The sequence below is a fragment of the Flavobacterium sp. KACC 22761 genome (assembly GCF_034058155.1).
Classification (GTDB): Bacteria; Bacteroidota; Bacteroidia; order Flavobacteriales; family Flavobacteriaceae; genus Flavobacterium.
The window spans coordinates 4,688,909-4,713,121 of the sequence record NZ_CP139148.1 but is presented as its reverse complement, the minus strand read 5'-3'; the positions used below and the strand labels follow the sequence as shown (position 1 = coordinate 4,713,121).

General features: G+C 34.9%; 20 protein-coding genes. 11 read left to right on the top strand and 9 right to left on the bottom strand.

Translation table 11 applies throughout. The features are described 5' to 3' along the window. Positions 1-69: 69 nt before the first annotated feature. The 3 genes from SCB73_RS19800 to SCB73_RS19790 all read right to left on the bottom strand — a co-directional run bounded on the left by SCB73_RS19800 (position 70) and on the right by SCB73_RS19790 (position 6,093). The gene (locus tag SCB73_RS19800) at positions 70-1,158 is read right to left on the bottom strand and encodes an efflux RND transporter periplasmic adaptor subunit (protein ID WP_320567908.1); all 1,089 of its coding nucleotides are present in this window, start codon (positions 1,156-1,158) and stop codon (positions 70-72) included. A 246-nt stretch (positions 1,159-1,404) separates the two neighbouring features. Then, complete coding sequence (locus SCB73_RS19795; protein WP_320567907.1) at positions 1,405-4,695, bottom strand: efflux RND transporter permease subunit; 3,291 nt, start codon at positions 4,693-4,695, stop codon at positions 1,405-1,407. 12 nt (positions 4,696-4,707) lie between these two features. Next, complete coding sequence (locus tag SCB73_RS19790; RefSeq protein WP_320567906.1) at positions 4,708-6,093, bottom strand: TolC family protein; 1,386 nt, start codon at positions 6,091-6,093, stop codon at positions 4,708-4,710. A gap of 164 nt (positions 6,094-6,257) precedes the next feature. Between SCB73_RS19790 and SCB73_RS19785 the strand changes: the two genes are divergently transcribed. The 3 genes from SCB73_RS19785 (at position 6,258) to SCB73_RS19775 (ending at position 8,562) form a co-directional block, all read left to right on the top strand. After that, positions 6,258-7,295, top strand: a complete 1,038-nt coding sequence (locus tag SCB73_RS19785; protein ID WP_132988905.1) for a sensor histidine kinase — start codon at positions 6,258-6,260, stop codon at positions 7,293-7,295. Beyond that, complete coding sequence (locus tag SCB73_RS19780; protein WP_320567905.1) at positions 7,295-7,996, top strand: LytR/AlgR family response regulator transcription factor; 702 nt, start codon at positions 7,295-7,297, stop codon at positions 7,994-7,996. Before SCB73_RS19785 ends, SCB73_RS19780 begins: the two co-directional genes overlap by 1 nt. Positions 7,997-8,088: 92 nt before the next feature. Continuing rightward, positions 8,089-8,562, top strand: a complete 474-nt coding sequence (locus SCB73_RS19775) for a hypothetical protein (protein ID WP_320567904.1) — start codon at positions 8,089-8,091, stop codon at positions 8,560-8,562. 268 nt (positions 8,563-8,830) lie between these two features. Here the strand turns inward: SCB73_RS19775 and SCB73_RS19770 are convergent, their stop codons facing one another. The 6 genes from SCB73_RS19770 to SCB73_RS19745 all read right to left on the bottom strand — a co-directional run bounded on the left by SCB73_RS19770 (position 8,831) and on the right by SCB73_RS19745 (position 14,154). After that, the gene (locus SCB73_RS19770; protein ID WP_320567903.1) at positions 8,831-9,595 is read right to left on the bottom strand and encodes an SDR family NAD(P)-dependent oxidoreductase; all 765 of its coding nucleotides are present in this window, start codon (positions 9,593-9,595) and stop codon (positions 8,831-8,833) included. A gap of 121 nt (positions 9,596-9,716) precedes the next feature. Next, positions 9,717-10,445, bottom strand: coding sequence for an SDR family oxidoreductase (locus SCB73_RS19765; RefSeq protein ID WP_320567902.1), 729 nt, complete (start codon positions 10,443-10,445; stop codon positions 9,717-9,719). Between the two features lie 259 nt (positions 10,446-10,704). After that, positions 10,705-11,628, bottom strand: coding sequence for a helix-turn-helix domain-containing protein (locus SCB73_RS19760; protein ID WP_320567901.1), 924 nt, complete (start codon positions 11,626-11,628; stop codon positions 10,705-10,707). Positions 11,629-11,719: 91 nt separating this feature from the next. Continuing rightward, on the bottom strand, positions 11,720-12,283 hold the full coding sequence (locus SCB73_RS19755; protein ID WP_320567900.1) for a 2'-5' RNA ligase family protein: 564 nt from the start codon (positions 12,281-12,283) through the stop codon (positions 11,720-11,722). A 148-nt stretch (positions 12,284-12,431) separates the two neighbouring features. After that, positions 12,432-12,746, bottom strand: coding sequence for a hypothetical protein (locus SCB73_RS19750; RefSeq protein WP_320567899.1), 315 nt, complete (start codon positions 12,744-12,746; stop codon positions 12,432-12,434). 475 nt (positions 12,747-13,221) lie between these two features. Further along, positions 13,222-14,154, bottom strand: a complete 933-nt coding sequence (locus SCB73_RS19745) for an alpha/beta hydrolase (protein ID WP_320567898.1) — start codon at positions 14,152-14,154, stop codon at positions 13,222-13,224. 379 nt (positions 14,155-14,533) lie between these two features. Here SCB73_RS19745 and SCB73_RS19740 point away from each other — a divergent pair, with 379 nt between their 5' ends. The 8 genes from SCB73_RS19740 (at position 14,534) to SCB73_RS19705 (ending at position 24,199) form a co-directional block, all read left to right on the top strand. Further along, complete coding sequence (locus SCB73_RS19740) at positions 14,534-16,126, top strand: MFS transporter (RefSeq protein WP_320567897.1); 1,593 nt, start codon at positions 14,534-14,536, stop codon at positions 16,124-16,126. A gap of 46 nt (positions 16,127-16,172) precedes the next feature. Continuing rightward, a complete protein-coding gene (locus SCB73_RS19735; RefSeq protein ID WP_320567896.1) occupies positions 16,173-17,489 on the top strand; it encodes an MFS transporter in 1,317 nt (438 codons plus the stop codon). A gap of 100 nt (positions 17,490-17,589) precedes the next feature. After that, positions 17,590-18,429, top strand: coding sequence for a 5-dehydro-4-deoxy-D-glucuronate isomerase (gene kduI / locus SCB73_RS19730; RefSeq protein ID WP_320567895.1), 840 nt, complete (start codon positions 17,590-17,592; stop codon positions 18,427-18,429). A gap of 5 nt (positions 18,430-18,434) precedes the next feature. After that, on the top strand, positions 18,435-19,226 hold the full coding sequence (locus SCB73_RS19725; RefSeq protein ID WP_320567894.1) for a gluconate 5-dehydrogenase: 792 nt from the start codon (positions 18,435-18,437) through the stop codon (positions 19,224-19,226). A gap of 22 nt (positions 19,227-19,248) precedes the next feature. Continuing rightward, positions 19,249-20,652, top strand: coding sequence for a glucuronate isomerase (uxaC, locus tag SCB73_RS19720; protein WP_320567893.1), 1,404 nt, complete (start codon positions 19,249-19,251; stop codon positions 20,650-20,652). Positions 20,653-20,826: 174 nt separating this feature from the next. Continuing rightward, on the top strand, positions 20,827-21,849 hold the full coding sequence (locus SCB73_RS19715) for a sugar kinase (protein ID WP_320567892.1): 1,023 nt from the start codon (positions 20,827-20,829) through the stop codon (positions 21,847-21,849). A 9-nt stretch (positions 21,850-21,858) separates the two neighbouring features. Beyond that, positions 21,859-22,530, top strand: coding sequence for a bifunctional 4-hydroxy-2-oxoglutarate aldolase/2-dehydro-3-deoxy-phosphogluconate aldolase (locus SCB73_RS19710; RefSeq protein WP_320567891.1), 672 nt, complete (start codon positions 21,859-21,861; stop codon positions 22,528-22,530). Positions 22,531-22,750: 220 nt separating this feature from the next. Then, entirely contained in the window at positions 22,751-24,199 is a 1,449-nt protein-coding gene (locus SCB73_RS19705; protein WP_320567890.1) for a tagaturonate reductase, read from the top strand. The last annotated feature ends 14 nt before the right edge of the window (positions 24,200-24,213 follow it).

Sequence of the window (24,213 nt, the reverse complement as noted above, 5' to 3'; positions counted from 1 at the left end):
GTTATCAATGCCGATATAGTATGAAAACAGTCTAATTTTTATTAGACTGTATTGAATACATAATCGGTATCATTCGTTTATGATATCGCCTTCCTTAGTTTCTTCGCTGGCAATTTTTACCAGTATATCGTTTGGAGCCAAATCGCCGAAAATTTCAATTTTATCGTCGATTTCTCTTCCTTTTTTGATGTCAACTCTTGTGGCTTTGTGGTTTACCACTTTTACCACATATATTCCTTCTGCTGAACTTACTACCGCTGATTTCGGAACTACAAATGTGCTGTCTTTCGCGTTAAGCGGCAATAAAACTTCGGCCACCATTCCAGGTAATAAATCTCCTTTGGTGTTTTGCACATCCATTTCAACTCTTTCAGAACGTAATTTTAAATCTAATGCTCCAGACATTCTGGTGATTTTTGCTGTAAAAGTATCTGGCAATGATTTTACATTAAAACTCATATTATCGCCTTGGTGCAAATAGCCGGTGTACAATTCTGGTACAGAAACTGCCAAACGCAATTTTGATTGCTCTTGAATGGTCAATAAAGGCAAATCTGAACCTTTTCCTTGCGGGCCGACGAATGTTCCTAAATTCACATTTCTTGCCGCGACAACGCCGTCAAATGGAGCACGAATTTCAAGATAGCCTCTCATAATCGAGATTTCTTTGTGTGCAGCAACGGCGGCTTGGTATTGTGCGTAATCAGAGTTTTTCTTTCCGTTCGCCATTTCTAAATCATTTTTAGAAATCGTTCCTTCCACTTTGCTTGTTTCGTACAAACGGTTGTAGGTGCTTTTGCTTGTTGCGTAAATGGCTTCCATCGATTTTAGTCTTGATTCGGCTGCGGCAACTTGTGAGCTGATTTCAGGCGCTTCTAAAACAATCAAAAGCTGTCCTTTTTTTACTTTGGAACCAATATCGACTTTTAATGTTTTTACGAAACTGCTCACTTTTGCATACAAATCAACTTGTTGGAAACCTGTTAATTCGGCAGGCAAACGCAATTCTGTAGTCAATTTTTCTTTCGATAAAAGGAAAGTTTCAACTTTAGGCTCAATTTCTGGCGTCGCAGTTTCTTCTTTTTTCTTTTCACAGCTGCTTAGTGCTACTAAAGCTGTAAATAGTATCGCTGTAGATTTTATAATGTTACTTTTCATAAATGTTGAATTTATTTTGCATTGGTCATTTATGTTATCACCTTTTAATTTATCGGTATTTGTTTTGAACAAATTAATTTTTCTTGGCGATTTCATTTTTTGGTTTTATATAAATATATTTTATTAAGTATAAGGAAAGTATAAAGGTTTATTGACGTGTTTTCGCGACGATTGTAACTTTAGACTTTATGACTTTAGACTTTATGACTTTCGACTTTATGACTTTCGACTTTATGACTTTCGACTTTATGACTTTCCAAATTTCGACTTAGTTATTGATGAGATATAATGGATGCTTTCTTCGTCTTCTGGATCTAAAGAAACAGATTGTGTTGATGTTTTTTCTTGTGTCCAAGCAAATATCTGCGGAAGGATCAATAACACAGCAAAAGTAGAAAATAATAATCCACCGATAACCGCTCTTCCTAACGGAGAAACTTGATCGCCTCCTTCGCCGTGTCCGATTGCCATTGGCAACATACCCATAATCATCGCAACAGAAGTCATGATAATTGGGCGAAGACGCAACGCAGCAGCTTCACGAGCAGATTCTAAGGCATTGCCATTTATTTTTCGCAATTGCTCGGCATTGGTGACTAAAAGTACGGCGTTGGCAATAGAAACCCCAACCGACATGATGATTCCCATGTAGGATTGCAAGTTTAGCGTTGAACCAGTAAGCGTCAGCATTAGCAATGATCCTAAAACTACCGCAGGAACTGTTGTCAAGATTACCAGCGAAACTTTGAACGATTGGAAATTAGCGGCCAACATTAAGAAGATTACGAAAACGGCAACCAATAATCCTGTTTGTAAACTGCTTAATGTTTCGGTCAATACAGTACTTAGTCCAATTGGCGTGATAAACAAACCACGTGGCAATTCGCCAAGAGAACTAATTGTTTTGCTCACATCTTTAGAAGCCGTCCCCAAATCGGTTTTATAGATGTTTGCTGTAACGGTAATGTATGGCATGGCCCCTAAATTATCATTTTCACCACTCACATAGCCTGGTGTAATTTTAGCAACGTCACTTAAAACAGGACGAAGCGAGTTTTTCAATACTGGAATTTCTCCAATATCGGTTTTGCTTTTCATTTTATTCAAAGGCACTTGAACCTGAACAGAATAGGATAATCCTGCTTTTTCGTCAACCCAGTTGTTCTTTTCGGTATAACGTGAAGATGAAGTCGAAGCGACAAGTGAACGCGAAATATCATTCATATCAACTCCTAATTCGGCTGCACGTGTTCTGTCAATATTAATATTCATTGCTGGATAATGAATCGGCTGTCCAATTTGTACGTCTCTGAAATATGAAATTGCTTTTAGTTTATCTACAATCTGTGTAGCGTACAATTCATTTTTCTTTTTGTCTTTTCCGGCAACTCGAATTTCAATTGGAGTAGGAGAACCTTGGCTTAAAACTTTGTCGGTCAATTCGATTGGCTCAAAAGAAAGCTTTGTATTTGGCAAAACTTTTTTAAGTCTTGCTCTAAACTCATCTTTAAAGTCGTCCATATCTGCTTCATAATCTTTCAAACTCACTTGGAAAACCGCTTCGTGAGAACCTGCCATGAACAAATAAATCGGGTTGATCGAGAATAGAGAAGGGTGCTGCCCGACATATACAGATGAAATTCCGATATGATCTTTTCCAACCATTTTTTCCAATTCTTTTAAAACAATTCGAGCTTGTTCTTCAGTTCTTTCTAAACGCGTTCCATCAACAGCACGCATTCTCAATTGAAACTGACTTGAATTGGTTCTTGGGAAAACATCTTTTCCAATAAAACTAATAAAAACAATTGCTAGAACGGTTGCAGAAACCAGATACACAATACTTGTCGCTTTTTTATGAACAAACAAACGATCTAAAGTTCGCATGAAACGATTTCTGAATTTTTCGAAACCACTCACTTTTCCATCATTGTTGAAATCTTCTCTTTCAACCATATCTTTCTTCTGACCAATTAAATTTTGCTCAGATTCAGGCGTTAGTCCGCAGGCGTTAAATTCTGCTTCGTCATCTGTAATTTCAGGTGCATGTTCATGTTTGTCATGTCCTTTCATCATCCAGTTTGCCATTACAGGCACAAAAGTTTGAGATAATAGGAACGAAATTACCATCGAGAAACCAATTGCTAAAGCCAAAGGCAAGAACAAAGCTCCCGGAATACCAACCATGGTAAACGCTGGTGCAAATACGGCAAGAATGCACAATAAGATTAATAATTTAGGCAAAGCAATTTCCTGACAGGCATCCCAAATGGCGAGTGCTTTTGGTTTTCCCATGTCGAGATGCTGGTGAATATTTTCGATGGTCACGGTACTTTCGTCCACCAAAATACCAATTGCTAAAGCCAATCCTGACAATGACATTAAGTTGATCGTTTGTCCGAATAATTTCAGGAATAAAACTCCAGAAATAATCGAAATCGGAATCGTCATAATTACGATCAAAGCCGCACGACGGTCGCCTAAGAATAATAAAACCATTAATCCCGTCAAAACCGCACCAATGATTCCCTCAGTAATCAAACTTTTAACCGAGTTGATTACATAAACTGATTGGTCAAATTCATACGATAATTTTACGTCTTCAGGAAGTGTGCTTTGAATTTTAGGCAATTCGGCTTTTAATTTCTGAACCACATCCCAAGTTGAAGCATCTCCCGCTTTTGCAATACTGATATAAACCGAACGTTTTCCGTTTACCAAAGCATAACCTGCTGTGATATCGGCACCGTCTTTTACAGATGCAACATCGCCTAATTTTAAGTTTTGAACACCGCCTTTGAATAACGGAATCTGCTCAAAATCTTTAACTTCTTTAATAGTATTGTTCGTTGGCGTAATATAGTTTTTGTCGCCCATACGAACATTTCCAGATGGAGCCGTTTGGTTGTTCAAACGAATCGCTTCTACAATTTGGTCTGGCGTCATATTGTGAGAACGCAACAAATCTGGATCAACGTTTACCTCAATTGTTCTTGGGCTTCCGCCAAATGGAGCTGGAGATAATAAACCAGGAATCGAAGTAAACGAAGCACGAACATAAACGTTGGCCAAATCCTGCAATTCATTGTTTGAACGTATTTTACTGCTCAAAACCAATTGTCCGATTGGAAGAGAAGAAGCATCAAAACGAATGATAAACGGTGGCTGAGTTCCCGGAGGGAAAACCGCTTGGATTCTGTTTGAAAGAGCACTCAACTCGGCTGCAGCCTGAGCCATGTTGGTTCCTTCATAATAGGTTAATTTCATGATCATTAACCCTTGAATATTTTTAGTTTCTACCGATTTGATACCATTCGAAAAAGGCAAAACGTTTACGTAGTTTTTGGCAAAATAAGCTTCCATTTGGTCTGGCGTATAACCTCCAAAGGGATGCGCAATATAAATTACCGGCAAGTTCATTTTTGGCAAAATATCTACCTTAATGTCTTTGATGGCACCAATTCCGAAGAAGAATAGACCCGCAACCAATACTAATATGGAAATGGGTTTGCGGAGTGCAAAGCGTATTAAATTCATTTGGCTTTATAATTAAAATTCATTCATAAATAGGTCAAAATCTCCTGTTGCTGCCACTTTTAGCAAAAACGACTGCCATACATTGTTGTTAACAATATCGCGATCAATTTCGGCGCGATTTAGTGTAAACATCGTTTGAGTCAAATCGGTCAAATCGGTTAAACCGTTTTTATATAAGGTCGATTTTTGAATATAAGCGCGTTGTGCAGCATTGACTTGAATTGGCGCTTCGGCATAATTTTCTAAAGTGATTTTGATTTTATCTTCAGCAAAAGTCAACTGCGATTGCAATTCTCTGCTCGCCTGATTGTATTCTTCTTGTAAAGCCTGAGAAACAAATTTTTGAGAAGTAACCTGTTTGTTTGCTCTAAAAGGCGTTGTCAAATTCCAAGTGATTCCAACTCCAACTAAATAATTAGAACGATCCGGATTTACGCCATCCCAATAATTTCTGCTGAAATTGGATTGATCTACTGCATAACCCGTTTCAAAACCCGAGGCCCTCGTTTGCAAAACGCCAAAAGCACTCATTGTTGGGTAATAAAAACGTTTGTATAATTTAACCTGTTGATTGCTGTAATCAATCTTTGTTTTGTAATACTGCAATAAAGGATGCAGACTGTCTGTTGAAACCGTTGATTTTAATACCTCTTTCGGAATTTGGTTGACAAACAAAGTATCAGCAATGAAATCCTGAGGCGCAACGCCCATTAAATCGACTAATTTGTTGTTTTGTTCTTTGACAAAATTTCGAGCTAGATTCAATGCGATTTTCGCTTTTGAAACTTCAGCGGTCGCCAAGGTTGAATCTACTCCAGCCAATAATCCGTTTTTAACTCGGGCAACAGCTGTCTTTTTGAAAACTTCTGCACGGCTTAAATTCTTTTGCTGTGAAATCAGTAACCTTTGGCTTGCCAATAAATTCAAATAAGCAGCCGAAATTTTAATTTTCTGTTGGAATTCTTCTTGTTGTAAATCTTTTTCTTTTGCCTGAACATCAACTTTTGCCAAATTGATTTTTTCCTGTGTTTTTCCAAAAGTGAAAAAATCCCAGTTCATGTTTACCAAATACAAAGCTCCAAAAGCAGAGTTCCAGTTTTGTTCTGGTAATACTGGCCCGGAAGAAGCAGTTCCTAAACCATTAAATCCGTAAAGTGCACCGTTTTGCCCGTTGATCGTTCCGTAATCCTGCTGTGCAGATAAATTTAAGTTCGGAAGATAATCACGACGAGATTGTTTTAATGTCTCTTTTGAGGCGCTGGCGTAATTGTTTTTTGCTTTGATAGAACCATAGTTTTCAAGACCTGTTTTTATCGCTTCTTTTAAAGACAAGGTTTGTGAATAACCAATTGAGGTAATAATCAAGAAAAATAATAAGGTAATTTTTTTGAAATACATAAAACTCAAAATGTGAAATTATGGCACAAATTTATTTCTCTTATGCTGATAAAAGTCAGGTTAAGTGATGTACTGCACTGATAAATGACCAATTGAATTTGTCATTTTTTGGAAAAAAGAATTAAATATTTGTGCGAACTTTGTGGACTATTTAAGTTTAAAGAATGAATAAAAAGTTTGATAATATATTGGATAACAAGTGGTGGCAGGAAATTGCTGTTGTCCTTTTTTCATTTACAATTTATACGTTGAAAAATGACTGGATGCTTTTCAGTTCGGTCACTTCCATTTTGATGGGGATTTTTTTCTATTGCATTTTGTACATGCACGCCCAGTTTAATCGCTTTTTCCTTCTTCCTATATTATTCAAAACACAGCGTCCGCTAACTTATATTTTTCTGACTCTTTTCGGAGTTTTTGTGTTCTCTATTATTTTATATGAAATCACAATGCTGGATATGTTCAGCAATTGCCGTTTGTATCAAAATTCGCATCAGCGAAGTTATGTGTACCAATTGGCCAGTGTTTTGGGCACTTTGGTTTGTATTTTAAGTCCGATCATTGTTTTTAAATTTTATAGAATTCACAGAAAACAGACCGATGAAGCGCTTTTGTTTAATCAAATGCAATTGAATTCTTTGAAAGGACAATTGAATCCGCATTTTTTATTTAATACCTTTAATACGCTTTACGGAATTAGTTTGGAATTTCCAGAACGAACTCCAGACCTGATTATGAAAGTTTCACAATTAATGCGTTATCAGCTCGAAAGCAATAACAAACAGTGCGTATCTTTAGAAGATGAATTGGAGTTTATAAACAGTTACGTACAGCTTGAAAAAGAAAGAGTAGGATACCGTTGCGATATTACTTTTGATTCTAAAATTGACAACGAAAATGCCTATAAAATTTCGCCAATGCTTTTGATTGCATTTATCGAAAATGCTTTTAAGCATGGAACTTGTGCGATTGAAAAATGTTTTGTCCGAATTTTTATTACAGTAGAAAAAGGAAATCTTCATTTGCATGTTGTCAATTCAATTCCGACGAAAAAAACAGATGTAGTTTCAACTAAAATTGGTTTGAAAAACACAATTGAGCGTCTGAATTTGATTTATGGAAAAGATTATAAGTTGGATATTCAGGATGAAAAAAATACTTATATAATTGATTTAAAATTGCAATTGAAAAAGTTTGTATAATGAAAGAGCCAAAAAAATGTATAATTGTTGATGATGAGCCGGCGGCACATTATGTTTTGGCGAATTATATCAAACAAAATCCGCAATTAGAACTTGTTTTTCAAGGGTATAACGGTATTGAAGCAATGGATTATTTGCGTGAAAATCATGTTGATTTGATGTTTTTAGATATCAATATGCCCGAAATTTCTGGAATGGAATTATTAAAAATTATTCCGAATCATCCCAAAACAATTTTGACGACAGCATATTCTGAATTTGCATTAGAAAGTTACGATTATGGCGTAATTGATTATTTACTGAAACCGATTTATTTTCCAAGATTTTTAAAAGCGGTTGATCGTTTTTTCTCTACAGAATCTGTAAAAATCAAAGAAGAAGAGGAAACGGTCATAAATTCAATAAGCGTTAAGATTGACGGTTATTTTATTGATATTGAATTAGATCAACTTTTGTATGCGCAGAGTTTTGGAAATTATGTGAAACTTCATACCACAAAACGAACGTATTTAGCATCAATAACGACAACAGAATTGGAAAAATGTCTTCCGGAGAAGAATTTTATGCGAATTCATAAATCGTACATCGTCGCTTTAGACAAAATTGAAGATACAGAAAAAGATTTTGTAATTATTAAAAATGAAAAATTGCCAATAGGAATCACATACAAAAGAGAATTATCAGACCGATTAAAAAAATAAGAAATTGTTGATAATATTTTAACGCGTCTTCATCTGTACTTCATTTAAAAGTAGTAATTTTAATACGATAATTAATTCGTAAATGAGTAGTTATGAAAAAGCTTTTACTTATTATTTTGTTTTCATGCAATGGTTTTTTGATTGCTCAAGAAGGTACAAATATGAAAAAAGTAATAACGCCTCCAGAAAAAGTGAAAATTACTTTTGAGAAGGAATATCCAGGAAAAACTGCAGTTTGGTCTGAAGAATATGTGGGAGACGATGATGACGAAGTTCGTTATGAAGCGAAATTCGATAAAGATAAAAATACTAAAGCGGTAGCGATTTATAACAATTCAGGAGTTTTGAAAGCATTTGAATTGCAAATTCCGCTAAGCAAGTTGCCAATAAATGCACAAGCTTATTTGAAAAAGAATTATTCACCAAAAGAGATTAAAGAAATTGCAGTTGTGGTGGATGATAAAAAGAAAACGACATATGAAGTTGGCGTTAAAAAAGACTCCAAATTTTATGATGTTGTTTTTGATAAAGATGGCGACTTTGATGTCTCTATCGAGAAAAATTGAAATATACTTGCTTACTAATTCAATATATTTAAAAAGGCAAACCCGATAATTTTAGGATTATCGGGTTTTGTTTTTATGTTTTTTTAGTTTCAGGTTTCAAGTTTCAGGGTAATATTCCTTGTGTTTTTAACCGCAAAGTGCGCAAGTTTTTTAAAGCTATATATGCAAAGTTCGCAAAGCTTTATGTAAAAAACTTTGCTCCCGATAGCTATCGGGATTGCGTAAACCTTAGCGTTCTTTGCGGTTAAACCTGAAACCTGAAACTCCATTACAACATCATTCCACCAGAAGCTTCAATTCTTTGTGCGTTTACCCAGCGTGCATCTTCGGTACATAAAAAAGCAACAACGCCACCAATATCGTCTGGCAAACCAACCCTTCCTAGCGCAGTCGCAGATGCAATTTGCTGATTCATTTGTTCATTATCGCGAACAACTCCTCCGCCAAAATCGGTTTCAATGGCGCCTGGAGCGACAACATTTGCTCTAATTTTTCGTGCTCCTAATTCTTTTGCTTGATATTTTGTCAAAGTTTCTATAGCGCCTTTCATTGAAGCATAAGCAGCATAACCAGGGAAAGAAAACCGTGCCAAACCAGTCGAAATGTTTACGATTCCGCCGCCGTCATTCATGACATTCAATGCTTTTTGAGTCAAGAAAAAAGGTCCTTTGAACTGAATATTAGTCAGTAAATCGAATTCTTCTTCGGTAGTTCCTTCAAATGAATTGTGAATTCCAATTCCTGCATTGTTTACTATGAAATCGAATCTATCTGTCTTGAAAGTGTTTTTTAGAACTTCTGAGATATTTTCAAAGAAACTATCAAATGTTGCTGAATCGGCTACATTTAATTGAAGTGTTGCTGCTTTTTGTCCTAAATTTTCAATTTCTTTTACAACTGCATCTGCTTCTTCTTTTTTGCTGTTGTAAGTTATAATTACGTCGATTCCTTTTTTTGCAATTGCAATTGCCATATTTTTCCCTAAACCTCTGCTTCCGCCTGTAACGAGAGCTATTTTTGTATTTACAGCCATTTTATGTAGTGTTTTGTTGTTTGTTGTTTGTTGTCAGTCTGAGCGTAGTCGAAGACCTTTATAGTACGAATGTCCTTCGACTACGCTCAGGAAGACAAATTAATATGTGTTTAAGTTAAGATTATAGGTTAGAATGCATTGCATTAAAATGATTTCTTAATTCTTCTGCGCTTGCGTTTAGCCGTGTTTCGCTGGTTCCGAAAGTGAGTTCTTGTTTGCCTTCTTTTATTTGCTCAAAAATAGACTCGATAAAACTGCTTACGCTTGGATGTGCGTCATGAAGGCCAATTCCGCCTAAATCGGTGTTTAATGCGGGTGGAATAATTTCGATTACTTCGATATTTTTTGCTTTTAGCAAATGACGAAGCGAAAGCGTAAACGAACGGAAAAATGCTTTTGTGGCCGAATAAACCGGAACTTTTGCAAAAGGTGAAAATGCCAATCCAGAAGTTACATTCATTATGGTGGTCAAAGATTTTAACTGAATAAAAAGTGATGTCAAATGCAAAGGAGCTTCAATATTTGTATTGATTTCGGCTTTCATGCTTTCGTAGAAATCAGCATCCGTAACTGAAATCCATTTTTGGATTCCTGCGTTGTTGATCAAAACGTTTAAATCTGGATGATTTTCAGTAATCCATTCATAAAGTGCGATTCGTTCTTTTTCGATAGACAAGTCACACACTTTTGTGATTACAGAAGGAAATTTTGCTTTTACTTCATTTAAAACAGATTCTCTTCGTCCGCAAATAATAACGGTATTGTTTTCTTGAATAAATCTTTCAGTAAGTCCAAGCCCAATGCCACTTGCACCGCCTGTTATTAAAATTTTGTTGTTTGATAAATTCATCTTTTCGATCTTTTAAATTGATAAGACAAAGGTAGGAGCAAGGTAGTTTTTGGGTATTGTAAATATCAAACCGATGTTTGCGAAATTCAAATCAGGCGAAAAATAAATTCCAAAACTTTATTCTCATTTTATGTCATCCTGAGCGAAGTCGAAGGACACGCGTCGTAAAGACACATACTGTATTGATTTTGCATGCGGTCCTTCGACTTCGCTCAGGATGACAAACTTTAGGTAACTTTTTTTTAACTGAAACAAAAAACTAGCTCCTAAAAGCAATCGGCGTAAATGAGGTTTGTTTTTTGAAGAAGTTTGAAAAATGCGCCAACTCTTCAAAACCTAATGAATAGGCGATTTCAGAAATGTTCCAGTCGGTTTGTTTTAAAAGGATTTTAGCTTCGTTTGTTAGTCTTGTGCTAATCAATTCTGTTGTTGTTTTTCCCGTGCTTTCTTTTAAAACCTTATTTAAATGATTGACGTGAACCGATAATCGTTCAGCAAAATCCTTTGCTGTTCTTAATTGTAATTTTTGATTTGGAGATTCTATTGGGAATTGTCTTTCTAATAATTCGGCAAATAAAGAGGAAACTCGAGCTGCCGAATTATGTTTGGAGTATAGTGCCGTAATAGGTTGTAATTTTTGTCCAAAATGAATTAATTCAGCAACATAATTTCGAATTAAATCATATTTGTAAATATAATCAGAATTGATTTCTTTTTGTATTTTATTGAAAATCAATTCAACTTCTGAAACTTCTTCATTTGATAACTGAAAAATTGGATAGCCGTCTGAAGCGAAAATGGGAAGATCATCCAAATCAATTCCACTTTTGTTTTTTGATAAAAATTCGCTCGTAAAAACGCAAAATTGGCCACCTTGATTGGTGTCTTGCGGTAAATAATTGTACGGAATTTTTGGAGTGGCAAACAATAATCCTTGTTTTTTGATTTCAATTACTTTATCGGCATATTCGGCTTTGTTGTGGCCTTTTATCAAGCTTATTTTGTAATAAGCCCTTCTGTCATAAGGCATTCCGGGTTTTCCTTTCATGCGTTCCAAAAGCTCTTTGATGTCAAAAACATTAAAATGGCCAATTTCTTTTTGAATGTCATTGGGTAATAATGAGGTTGGTTCAATAGTTGAGCCTTCTGTAATTTCTTTGTAAAATGAATCTAGAGATTTCATGTCTGAATTGTAAAATTCAAATATACGAAAAAATTAAAAAGTTTGTTTTGTTTGTTTCAGGTTTAGAGTTTCAGGTTGTTTTGTGTTGCGATTAAAAAAGACTTCCTTGAACAAATTCTGGTTCTGGATTATTGCCAAATGGAATTGTATCGATTACAAAAAACTGCTTTACTTTTGGATCAAATTCTCTCAAAACAATGGAATTACATAAAAATTGCATGTCAATTGTAGTGAAAAGTTGTGAGGCGATTTTGAGATTTTCTGGAGTCAATCTTCGACCTATAGAAATGTGAGGGTCGTCGCTTTTTTTTAGTTTTAAAGGTTTTAAGGTTTCATGAATTTTTTTCATGATGGGTTTTAAATTGTTTTTGGAAACATCATTTGGACTTATAAAAAACGCACCGCTATTTTCATAAGCTCCAAAATCATCTAGAAAAACGGTACTTGAAGAAAAAACATCACAGATCTTAGCAAGTTTTTGTTTGAAAATTTCAAGTTGTGATTCATCAATCGTAAATTCACAAATGGTAATATGTGCCACAGAATTGCAACTGTTGTACCATTTGATTTTACTTCTTAAAAAATCCTTCATTGCTTTTATAGCAGCAATAACTTCTGCCGAAGGATGAAATACAACTGAATAGGTTTTTTGCATTATAAAAAATTGAATTATACAAATTTAAGAATAAAGGCTATTCTAGTGTTAAGTAAAATTTGAAATGTATTTACCGGGTGATAACTTAAAAGCTGATTAATAGTAAATAATATCACTTTTAACTTTCGACTTTTGACTTTCGACTAAACTAAAGTTTTCCTTTTAAATATAATCGATGCATAATTTCTGATTTCAATAAACCGCTTCCACCTCCAAAATGCTCAATTACTTCAACGCCAGGTTGTTGTTTCAGGCAAAAAGAGGTGAATTCTTTTTCGACATGATCTTCAATTCCAGAACTCAAAAGCACAATATCGATTTTGCTTTTTTGAAAATATTCTTGCGCTTCTTTTTCGTTATTAAAAGCAACAGCATTCCAATTTTCATCTGCATTTACCAAGCGAAGCAAGATTGCCAAAATGGCTTCATTTTTTCCGAGTAATAAGAATTCGAGAGTTTTCATAATATGTCAGTTTTCAAAACAAAATTAGAAGTAAATACTTGTTTAGAACTTAATCTAGGACAAGAAATAATGTAAAGAAAAAGTTAATTTTTATTTTTTTGAATTTTTACAGCTGAAATTTAAAGTTTGTATTGTTTTGATATACAGTTGTTTATTTTGCTTTTGTGTTTTGTGATTAAAAAAAGAAGAAATTTTTTTTTCAGAATGTGGAAAACCGTAATGTAATCTTTAATGAGCGCGATACATTTGTCCCATAGAAATAGAGATTTAAGATGTTTTTGCCTTTTTTAATCATCTTTAAAGATTTCTATTGATTGTTACTAGTTTTTGGAGAAACACAGTAAGTTGAAATTTGACATATTCATTTGATCGTGGGTACTTGTATAAATTTGCAAGATAAATACAAGAAGTCAAAATTTTTATCGGGTTTTTAGATTTGGTTACACGTTAACCAATCTAAAAACCCTTTTTTTTTTTAATAATATCCATGATTTTTTAGCCATTCTTCGCAATCTTTTGTCCAGTTTTTGCTGGTATCTTTCACTCCTAAACCAAAACCATGTCCGCCATTTTCATACAAATGTAACTCTGATGTAACGCCAGCTTTTTTGAGTGCCAAATAGTAATTAATGCTGTTTTCTGGAATAACAGCGGTGTCATCTGTGGCATGGACTATAAATGTTGGTGGTGTTTGCGTTGTTACCTTTTTTTCATTTGAAAAAGAATCAATTAATTCCTGTGATGGATTATTTCCTAGTAAGCTGGTTTGAGAACCCTTATGTGTAATATTGTTTTCCATTGAAACAACAGGATAAATCAAGATCGAAAAATCTGGACGAGGACTTATTTTAGATATGGTTTCATATGTTTTTTCGTCAAAATGCGTTGCTAGTGTTGAAGCTAAATGACCACCAGCAGAAAATCCTAGTGTGCCAATTTTAGTGTTGTCAATATTCCATTTTGTGGCATTTTCGCGCACATAGCGCACGGCTTCTTGTGCATCCTGCAATGGGCCGACTGTTTTATTTTTCATAATCAAATCGCTGGGTAATCGGTATTTAAGGACAAAAGCAGTTATGCCTAAACTATTGAGCCAATTTGCAACTTTGGTTCCTTCCTTGTCAATTGCTAAATGCGAATAACCTCCGCCTGGAAAAATTATGATTGCAGTTTGATTTGGTTTTACATTTTTGGGAATGAAAATGCTTAAAGTGGGAACAGAAACAAAACTAGTGCTCTGAATTACGCCGTCTTTTATGATTTCTTTTTCCTTATAATCGGCTGAAACAATTTCATCTGGGATTTTGTTCCATAACGGAATTATTTGATTTTGTGATTGCAAGTTATTGATAATTAATAGGTGTAGTACTGAGTAAATAAATAATTTTGGAGAAAGGATGAGTTTCATTTTTTATAAAATTGTTTTGTGATGAATTTAATAGGAGTAAAATAGGCTAGAAAAAGCAAAGCTTGCAAAACATTTTGCGTAGGGATTTTGTACAATTTTAGCCCTAGTAACGGATAAATTTGCTCCGTCGCTATTTAACAAATATATTGTTTAATATGTAATATTGTATTATTTTTTTTATGCGATATGTTTATTTTCTTTAATAAAATAATTTTTTATATAATTTATTTGGAATATGAAGATTAAAAACTATATTTGTGCAATCGATTACATTATTTCGTTTTATTTGTATTAAATCATTGTTTTTTAGTGCTTTTTAATTCGGATTTCGTAATAAAATAAAAGAACCAAAAAACATCAATTTTACAATAAAACAATCATGACCCAAGAAGATTCAGCTACTAGCGACCAAAGCATCAAATCAGCAGGAAAATATCGTTGGAGCATTTGTGCTTTGCTTTTTTTTGCAACTACTATCAATTATTTAGATCGTCAAGTTCTTTCCTTAACATGGAAAGATTTTATTGCGCCAGAATTTCATTGGACAAATAGTGATTATGGAGATATTACAGCATTGTTTTCGATATTTTATGCCGTTTCATTGCTTTTTGCTGGTCGATTTGTTGATTGGTTGGACACCAAAAAAGGATTTCTTTGGGCAATCGGAATTTGGTCTATAGGTGCTTGTCTTCATGCTTTTTGTGGTATTGCAACTTCTGGAATAATTACCGGAGATTGGTTGGTGGGTTTTCATGGCTCAAAAGCAATAATCAGCACGGTTCAAGATACTGCTTTAGTGATTAATGTAAGTGTAGCGTTGTTCATTTTTGCTCGTTTTGTCCTAGCTGTGGGTGAAGCAGGAAACTTTCCTGCCGCTATTAAAACTACCGCCGAGTACTTCCCTAAAAAAGACAGAGCATTTGCAACTAGTATTTTCAATGCGGGAGCGACTGTTGGGGCTTTAGCTGCACCGGTTTCAATTCCGTTTATTGCTAAATCTTTTGGTTGGGAAATGTCTTTTATTATCATTGGAGCATTAGGATTTATTTGGATGGGATTCTGGATGTTTATGTATGACAAACCAGAAAGACATGCAAAAGTAACTCCTGAAGAATTGGCTTATATTCAGCAAGATGATATTGCAGATAGTAAATTAGGTTATGTTTCAGAGGCTGGTTCAAAAGTATCCTTGAAAGATTGTTTTAAATACAAACAAACATGGGCTTTCGCTTTTGGAAAATTCATGACTGATGGCGTGTGGTGGTTCTTTTTATTTTGGACGCCGGCTTATTTGAGTTCGGTTTATGGAATGGATTCTACGCAAGCAGCTTTGCCATTGTTTGTTCTTTATATGATTACGTTATTGTCAATTATTGGAGGATGGCTACCGACTTACTTTGTAGAGAAAAAAGGGATGAATCCGTATGAAGGGAGAATGAAATCGATGCTTATTTTTGCTTTTTTCCCTTTGTTAGCTTTAGCTGCTCAGCCTTTGGGTTATATTAGTTATTGGGTACCCGTTATCATTATCGGAATCGCAGGCGCAGCGCACCAGTCTTGGTCAGCAAATATTTTTACTACTGTTGGGGATATGTTTCCAAAAAAAGCAATCGCAACGATTACAGGTATTGGAGGATTAGCTGGAGGAATTGGTTCTACAATTATAAACAAAGGTTCAGGCGTATTATTTGATTTTACGCAAAGAAATTGGAGTACTATAAATGGCCAGCCATTATTGGAAAAATACCCACAATTTAAAAATGCAGTAACAGAAAAGGCTTTTTTGGCTGAAAGAGGAGTAGGGAATTTGGAGGAGTTCTTAAAGTCGCTTACAACTGCTGGTGAAAATGTTGTAAACGGAATAAATACTGGATATATGATTATTTTTTCAATCTGTGCTGTTTCTTATTTGGTAGGCTGGATTGTAATGAAAACTTTGGTCCCGAAATATCGCCCAATTACAGATCTCTAACCAAGATTTGAAACTAACTAACCAACTTAAACCAACCAACTAAATTATGAACCAAACCAACGCAGCAATTGGGAAATACCGCTGGACAATTTGCAGTTTAGTTTTTTTTGCAACAACTGTAAATTATTTAGACAGAAATGTAATAAGTTACCTTCGTCCTTTTTTAGCAGAAGCTTTTCATTGGACTCCTGAACAAGAAGTTATTGACTATTCGAATATTGAAATTGCATTTAAAATTGCATATGCGTTAGGAATGCTAGTGGCGGGCGGAATTATAGATAAGCTTGGAACTAAATTAGGTTACGCTATTTCTACAGGGTTATGGAGTTTGGCAGCAATTGGCCATGCGCTTGCAACAGGTACGGGAGGATTTATAATTGCCCGCATATTTTTAGGAGTAACTGAAGCAGGAAACTTTCCAGCCGCAATAAAAGCAACAGCTGAATGGTTTCCGCAAAAGGAAAGGGCTTTAGCAACTGGAATATTTAATTCCGGGAGTAACATTGGGGCGATTATAGTGCCGTTGACCGTTCCTCATATTGCTGAAAATTATGGTTGGCAATGGGCTTTTATTTTGACTGGTATTGTTGGGTTTATATGGCTTTTGTTGTGGTTTTTGTTGTATGAAGTGCCACAAAAGCAAAAACGTTTGTCTCAAGCTGAATTGGAATATATTACTTCAGATCAAGTTGAAGTTGTCGAGGAAGATTCAAAAGAAAAAGTTTCTTGGATAAAGCTATTATCATTTCGCCAAACATGGGCTTTTGCAATTGGAAAATTGCTTACAGATCCGGTGTGGTGGTTTTATTTGTTCTGGCTTCCGGACTTCTTGATGAAGCAATATAAATTGACTGCAACTGAGATTATTTGGCCTTGTGCATTGGTTTATATGATTGGAAGTGTTGGAAGTATTGGTGGAGGCTGGCTTCCGTTGAAATTAATCAATAACAATTGGCCGGCTTATAAAGCTCGTAAAAGAAGTATGTTGCTCTATGCGTTTGCAGTTTTGCCGGTTTTGTTCTCTCAATATTTAGGAACGATTAATATGTGGTGGGCAATATTAGTGATTGGTCTGGCAGTTTCAGCACATCAAGCTTGGAGTGCTAATATTTTCACTACTGTTTCAGATATGTTTCCTAAAAAAGCGACAGCTTCTGTTACAGGATTAGGCGGAATGTTTGGAGCGCTTGGAGGAATTCTGTTGACTTTGGTCGTTCAGAAAAACATGTTTGTCTATTATACGAAATTGGGCAAAATTGAAACAGGTTATTTCATCATGTTTTGCATTTGCGGAGCATCATATTTATTGGCTTGGCTAATTATGCATATTCTGGTTCCGAAAATGAAAAAAGTAGAATTGTAAAAGAAAAAATGGTTTTGATGAAATATTTTTTTGCTTTCAATTATGGTATTTCAATATAAAAAATTAAATTTGTGCAATCGATTACATTAATTTAGAAATTATGACAAAATATAGTTCAAGATACGCATCAAGCCCGGAAGCTGTAAAAAAATATGACACACAACAATTAAGAGAAGAATTCTTGATTGATGACTTAATGCAGGAAGATGAAATCGTTTTGGTTTACTCTCATTACGACAGGTATATTGCTGGATCGGCAGTGCCGGTAAAAGGTGATTTGGCTTTAGAAACAATTGATCCGTTGAAAGCGCCTTATTTTTTAGAAAGAAGAGAATTAGGGATTATCAATGTTGGAGGAAGCGGTTCTGTTGTTGTTGAAGGAACTACTTATGAGTTAGGTTTTAAAGATGCTTTGTATATCGGAAGTGGTAATAAAGAAGTAATTTTTAAAAGTAATGATGCTAATAATCCAGCTAAATTCTACATCAATTCTGCTCCGGCTCATACTTCTTATCCAACGGTAAAAGTTAGTTTGGCGGAAGCAAATAAATTGAATTTAGGTGCAATGGAAACAGCAAATCACCGTACCGTAAACCAAATGATTATTGGAAGTGTCGTAACAACGTGCCAATTACAAATGGGAATGACGGAATTAAATCCAGGAAGTGTGTGGAACACCATGCCAGCGCACGTTCACGATCGCAGAATGGAGGTTTACTTTTATCTAGATATTCCAGAAAATCAGGCTGTTTGTCACTTTATGGGACAGCCACAAGAAACAAGACATATCTGGATGAACAATCATCAAGCGGTAATTTCACCGCCTTGGTCAATTCACTCTGGTTCTGGAACTAGTAATTATACTTTTATCTGGGGAATGGCTGGTGAAAATTTAGATTACGGAGATATGGATGTTTGCAAAATCACAGATTTAAGATAAGAATTATGACAAACTTATTTGATATAAAAGGAAAAATTGCCCTTATCACAGGAAGTACACACGGACTGGGAATGGCAATGGCAAAAGGATTAGGACAAGCGGGAGCGACAATTGTTGTGAACGGAAATTCTTCTCAAGAAAAAATTGACAACGCCGTTAATGAATTAAAAAGTGAGGGAATAAATGCTGTCGGATATAAATTTAATGTAACCGAAGAAAAAGAAGTTGCAGAAGCAGTTCAAAAAATTGAAAAGGAAGTTGGTCCAATTGCTATTTTAATTAACAATGCCGGAATTATTAAAAGAATTCCGCTTCTAGAAATGGAAGTTGCTGATTTTAGAGAAGTGATTGATATTGATTTAGTAAGTCCGTTTATCGTTTCCAAACATGTTGCAAAAGGCATGATTGAAAGAAGACAAGGAAAAATAATCAACATTTGCTCAATGATGAGTGAATTAGGAAGAAATACAGTTTCTGCCTACGCTGCTGCAAAAGGAGGCTTGAAAATGCTGACTAAAAATATGGCGACAGAATGGGCAAAATACAATGTTCAAATCAACGGAATTGGACCCGGATATTTTGCAACTGAACAAACCAAACCGATCAGAGTTGATGGACATCCGTTTAATGATTTTATCATCAGCAGAACTCCGGCAGCAAAATGGGGTGATCCAAGTGACTTGGCTGGAGCGGCAATATTTTTGTCTTCAAAAGCAAGTGATTTTGTAAACGGTCACATTTTATATGTTGATGGCGGTATTTTGGCGACAATTGGAAAACCATCAAACGAAGAATAATTCTCAATTTATTTAAAAATACATGAGCGCGAATACATTCATAAACGATAATTTTTTATTAGAAAATAAATTTGCTGAAGAATTATACCATAATTATTCTAAAAACCAGCCAATTATTGATTACCACAATCACTTAAATCCGCAGTTTATTGCAGAAGATAAAATCTTTGAAAATATTACTCAAGTTTGGATCAATGGTGACCATTACAAATGGCGTGCAATGCGTACATTAGGAATCAACGAGCAATTTGTAACAGGAAATGGTTCAGATAAAGATAAATTCTTAAACTGGGCAAAAACAGTTCCGTACACAATGCGTAATCCTTTGTATCACTGGACGCATCTAGAATTGGCTCGTTATTTTGATATTTATGATCTTTTGAATGAAAAATCGGCTGAGAAAATTTACATCGAAACTTCGGAAAAAATAAATTCTCAAGCGTATAGCACGCAAAATCTTCTTAAAAAAGTAAACGCTGAATTGGTTTGTACTACTGAAGATCCGATTGACAGTTTAGAGTTTCATCAAAAACTGGCTCAAAATCCAATTGGAACTAAAATGAGTACGGCTTTCAGACCTGATAAAGCGATTTTGATTTCTAATGATGGATATAATGCATATGTTGACACTTTGGGAGAAGTATCGGGTGTTGCAATTAATACTTATGCAGATTTACAATCGGCATTAAGAAAAAGAATCGAATTCTTTAATGCAAACGGCTGTAAATTAAGTGATCACGGACTTGATCAAATTTATTTTGAAAATTTCACTGAAAATGAAGTAAGTGCTATTTTCAAAAAGAAAAGAGAAAATGGAGTATTGTCTCCAGAAGAAGCATTAAAATTCCAAAGTGCTATTTTATTGTTCTTGTCTGAAACCTATCATGAATTTGGTTGGGTACAGCAATTTCACTTAGGCGCTTTAAGAAACAACAATGCGCGTATGCACAGAATTTTAGGACCAGATACAGGTTGGGATTCTATTGGAGATTATCCGCAGGCGCAAAAATTATCAAACTTTTTAAATGCTTTAGACAGTAAAGATAAATTGTCGAAAACTATTATTTATAATTTGAATCCAGCTGATAACGAAGTTATGGCGACAATGATTGGAAATTTCAACGACGGAAGCGTTCGAGGAAAAGTTCAATTTGGTTCAGGATGGTGGTTTTTAGATCAGAAAGACGGAATGACAAAACAATTAAATGCACTTTCAAACATGGGCTTAATTAGCTGTTTTGTTGGAATGTTGACAGATTCAAGAAGTTTCTTGTCTTTCCCTAGACATGAATATTTCAGACGTATTTTGTGTAATCTTCTTGGAGATGAAATCAAACGTGGTGAGCTTCCAAATGATATGGAATGGATTGGGAAATTAGTTTCTGATATTTCATACAACAACGCAAAAGAGTATTTCAAATTTTAATTTTTTTAACCATTAAGGCATTAAGAAAATTAAGTTTCCGGTTTAATAAATAGTTGCTTAAATAATTAAAGATAATTAAGTAGGCTTAATAAACTTAACCTTTAATAGCAAAGAGAACATAAAGCAAAGCTTATTTTTCTTAATGGCTTAATGGTAAAATATAAAAAAGATAGTATGAGTAAAGTAGTTGCATTTGGAGAAATTATGTTGCGTCTTTCGACGGAGAGACATTTGCGTTTTTCGCAATCTACAGCATTTGGCGCTACTTATGGTGGCGGTGAATTTAATGTTTGTGTTTCTTTAGCAAATTATGGCGTAAACGCTGAGTTTGTAACAAGATTGCCTGAAAATGAAATTGGTGGATCTGCATTGAAAGAAATGCGAAAAATGAACGTAGAAACTAAAAGTATTGTTTTTGGCGGTGAGCGTTTAGGAATCTATTTTCTGGAAACAGGGGCAGGAACTCGCGGAAGCAATGTAGTTTACGATCGTGCACACAGTTCGATGGCAACGATTCAAAAAGGAAGCATTGATTGGGATAAAGTTTTGGAAGGTGTAGAGTGGTTTCATTGGAGCGGTATAACTCCTGCGATTTCTGAAAGTGCGGCCGAGGCTTGTCTGGAAGCAATCAAGGTCGCTTACAAAAAAGGAATCACAATTTCTTGCGATTTGAATTATCGTTCGAAATTATGGCAATACGGAAAGACGCCAAGCGAAGTTATGCCTGAAATGTTGAAATACAGCAATGTGATTTTAGGCGATATTGATACAGCCTATTTTATGCTGGGAATTCCAAAAGTGAATCCGAATTATCAAGATGAAAAATCATTACCAGTTTTATATACAAAACTGTTTGAATTGATTCCGAATTTAAAAACGGTTGCGACAACATTACGTTATTCTGTAAGTGCTTCACATCAAAGAATTGGAGGAATTTTATTTGATGGAAAAGCAATTTATCAGGCAGCGGTTAAAGAAGTTACACCAGTAGTTGACCGAGTAGGAAGTGGAGACGCTTTTATGGGCGGTTTGATTTATGGTTTGCTTCAGTATAAAAATAATAATCAAAGAGCCTTAGACTTTGCAGTTGCAGCTTGTTGTTTAAAGCATACGATTGCGGGTGACTATAATTTGGTGACTTTGAAAGAAGTAGAAAATATGATTGATGGCGACGGTTCGGCATTAGTATCAAGATAAAAAATAAAAATGGCAAAGTATTCAAGAATTGAAGTGGCACAGCAAATGAAGGAGGACGGAATGGTTCCGTTGTTTTTTCATTCTGATATAGAATTAAGTAAAAAAGTGCTTAAAGCATGTTATGATGGTGGTTCGCGTTTGATGGAATTTACAAGCAGAGGTGATTTTGCTCATGAGGTTTTTGGTGCATTAAACAAATATGCTTTGGCAGAATTGCCGGGAATGATGCTTGGAGTCGGTTCAGTTACAGATGCAGCTTCAGCTTCGCTTTATATGAGTTTGGGTGCAAATTTCATTGTAACTCCTGTTTTCAGGGAAGATATTGCAATTGCTTGTAACCGCAGAAAAGTTTTATGGTCGCCAGGCTGTGGTACACTTTCTGAAATCGCAAGAGCAGAAGAATTAGGATGCGAAATCGTAAAATTATTTCCAGCTGATATTTACGGACCGGAATTCATTAAAGCCATAAAAGGGCCGTGTCCGTGGACGAATATTATGCCTACAGGCGGTGTTTACCCAACAGTTGAAAGTTTGAGTTCTTGGCTGAATGCTGGAGCAACTTGCGTTGGTTTAGGCTCGCAATTAATTTCAAAAGATATATTGGATAAAAAAGACTATGACGGTTTGCAGGCTAAAGTAAGTCAGGTTTTGGATATCATCAAAAATATTAAAAATAAATAGGGAACAATCATACCAGTTCCTTATTTGGCATGCGGTTTTTTTTAGAGTTTTAGATGTTGTAATTGAACATTACGCTTGCAAAATAAATCTTGTCACTCCTCACAGCAGGATTTGTTTTACTCTTTCAGGTGTAATGTTTCTTTTACAATATAAATCCCCACAAAAAAATAAGGTAATGAATATGGTTGTTAGTTGTAACAGTTAATGGAAATTTAGAATAATGGAAAAAATAAACAGATCAAATACGGAGTTTTCACATAGGCTTCCTATAAAAATTGTACAATTTGGAGAAGGTAACTTTTTAAGAGCCTTTGTAGAATATGCGATTCAGGAATTGAATAAAAAAGCAGATTTCAATGCCGGTATTGCAGTTGTACAGCCTATTGACAGAGGATTGGTGAATATGATTAATGATCAGGATGGTCTGTATACTTTATTCATGAAAGGTGTTAAAAAAGGTGAGGAAATTCAGGAAAAAGAATTGATTACGAATATCGTAAAAGCGGTAGATCCTTATGCTTCTTTTCAAGAATTTTTGGCTTTGGCTAAAGAAGAAGAATTAGAATTCATCATTTCAAATACAACAGAAGCCGGAATTGAATATATCGCTTCTGATAGTCCTTCAATGATGCCTCCAGTTTCTTTTCCTGCAAAATTAACTGTACTTTTGCATGAAAGATTTAAGCATTTTAATGGCGATAAATCAAAGGCTTTGACAATTATTCCTTGTGAATTAATTAATTATAATTCAGATACTTTAAAGGAAATTGTGTTGAAATATTGCAATGATTGGAGTCTTGGAGAAGATTTCAAATCATGGTTAACAAACGATTGTTCTTTCCATAATACTTTGGTGGACCGTATTGTTCCCGGATATCCGAAAGATCAAATCGAAGAATACAACAGCCAGCTTCTTTACAAAGATGACTTGATTGTAAGTGCTGAAAGTTTCTTTTTATGGGTGATTGAAGGTGATGACAAGTTAAAAGCAAAACTTCCTTTTGAAAAAACTGATTTAGATGTAAAAATCGTTGCTGATATGCAACCATATCGTACGCGTAAAGTGAGAATCCTAAACGGAGCACACACTGCAATGGTGCCTTTTTCATTGCTTTACGGAAATGAAACTGTAAAAGAAACTGTTGATAATACATTCACAGGAGAATTTGTAAATAAAGCGGTTTTTGACGAGATTAATGAAACTTTAAATATGGATAGAGCAGAACTGACAAGTTTTGCAGAAGAAATTCTAGACCGATTCAGAAACCCGTTTATCAAACATTTATTGTCTTCTATTGCTTTGAATTCGATTTCTAAATTCAAAGTTCGTGTATTGCCGAGTTTGACAGGTTATGTTGATGTTCATAAAAAACTTCCAGTGCATTTGACTTTTGCATTTGCGTGTTTGATTCGTTTTTACAAAGGAACTTGGAAAGGTGAAAATCTTCCAGTTCAAGATAGTGAAGATATTGTTACGTTTTTTAACGGACTTTGGACGTCAGATGATTATCATAAAATAGCGAGATTGACTTTGCAAAATAAAAATTTCTGGGATGAGGATTTAACTGAAATTCCTTCATTAACAGATTCAATTGCAAAAGCTTTAGAAGAAATTGATGCAAACGGTGTAGAGCAAGGCTTCATCAATTTTCAAAAACACTTAAATTAAGAATTACATACAAT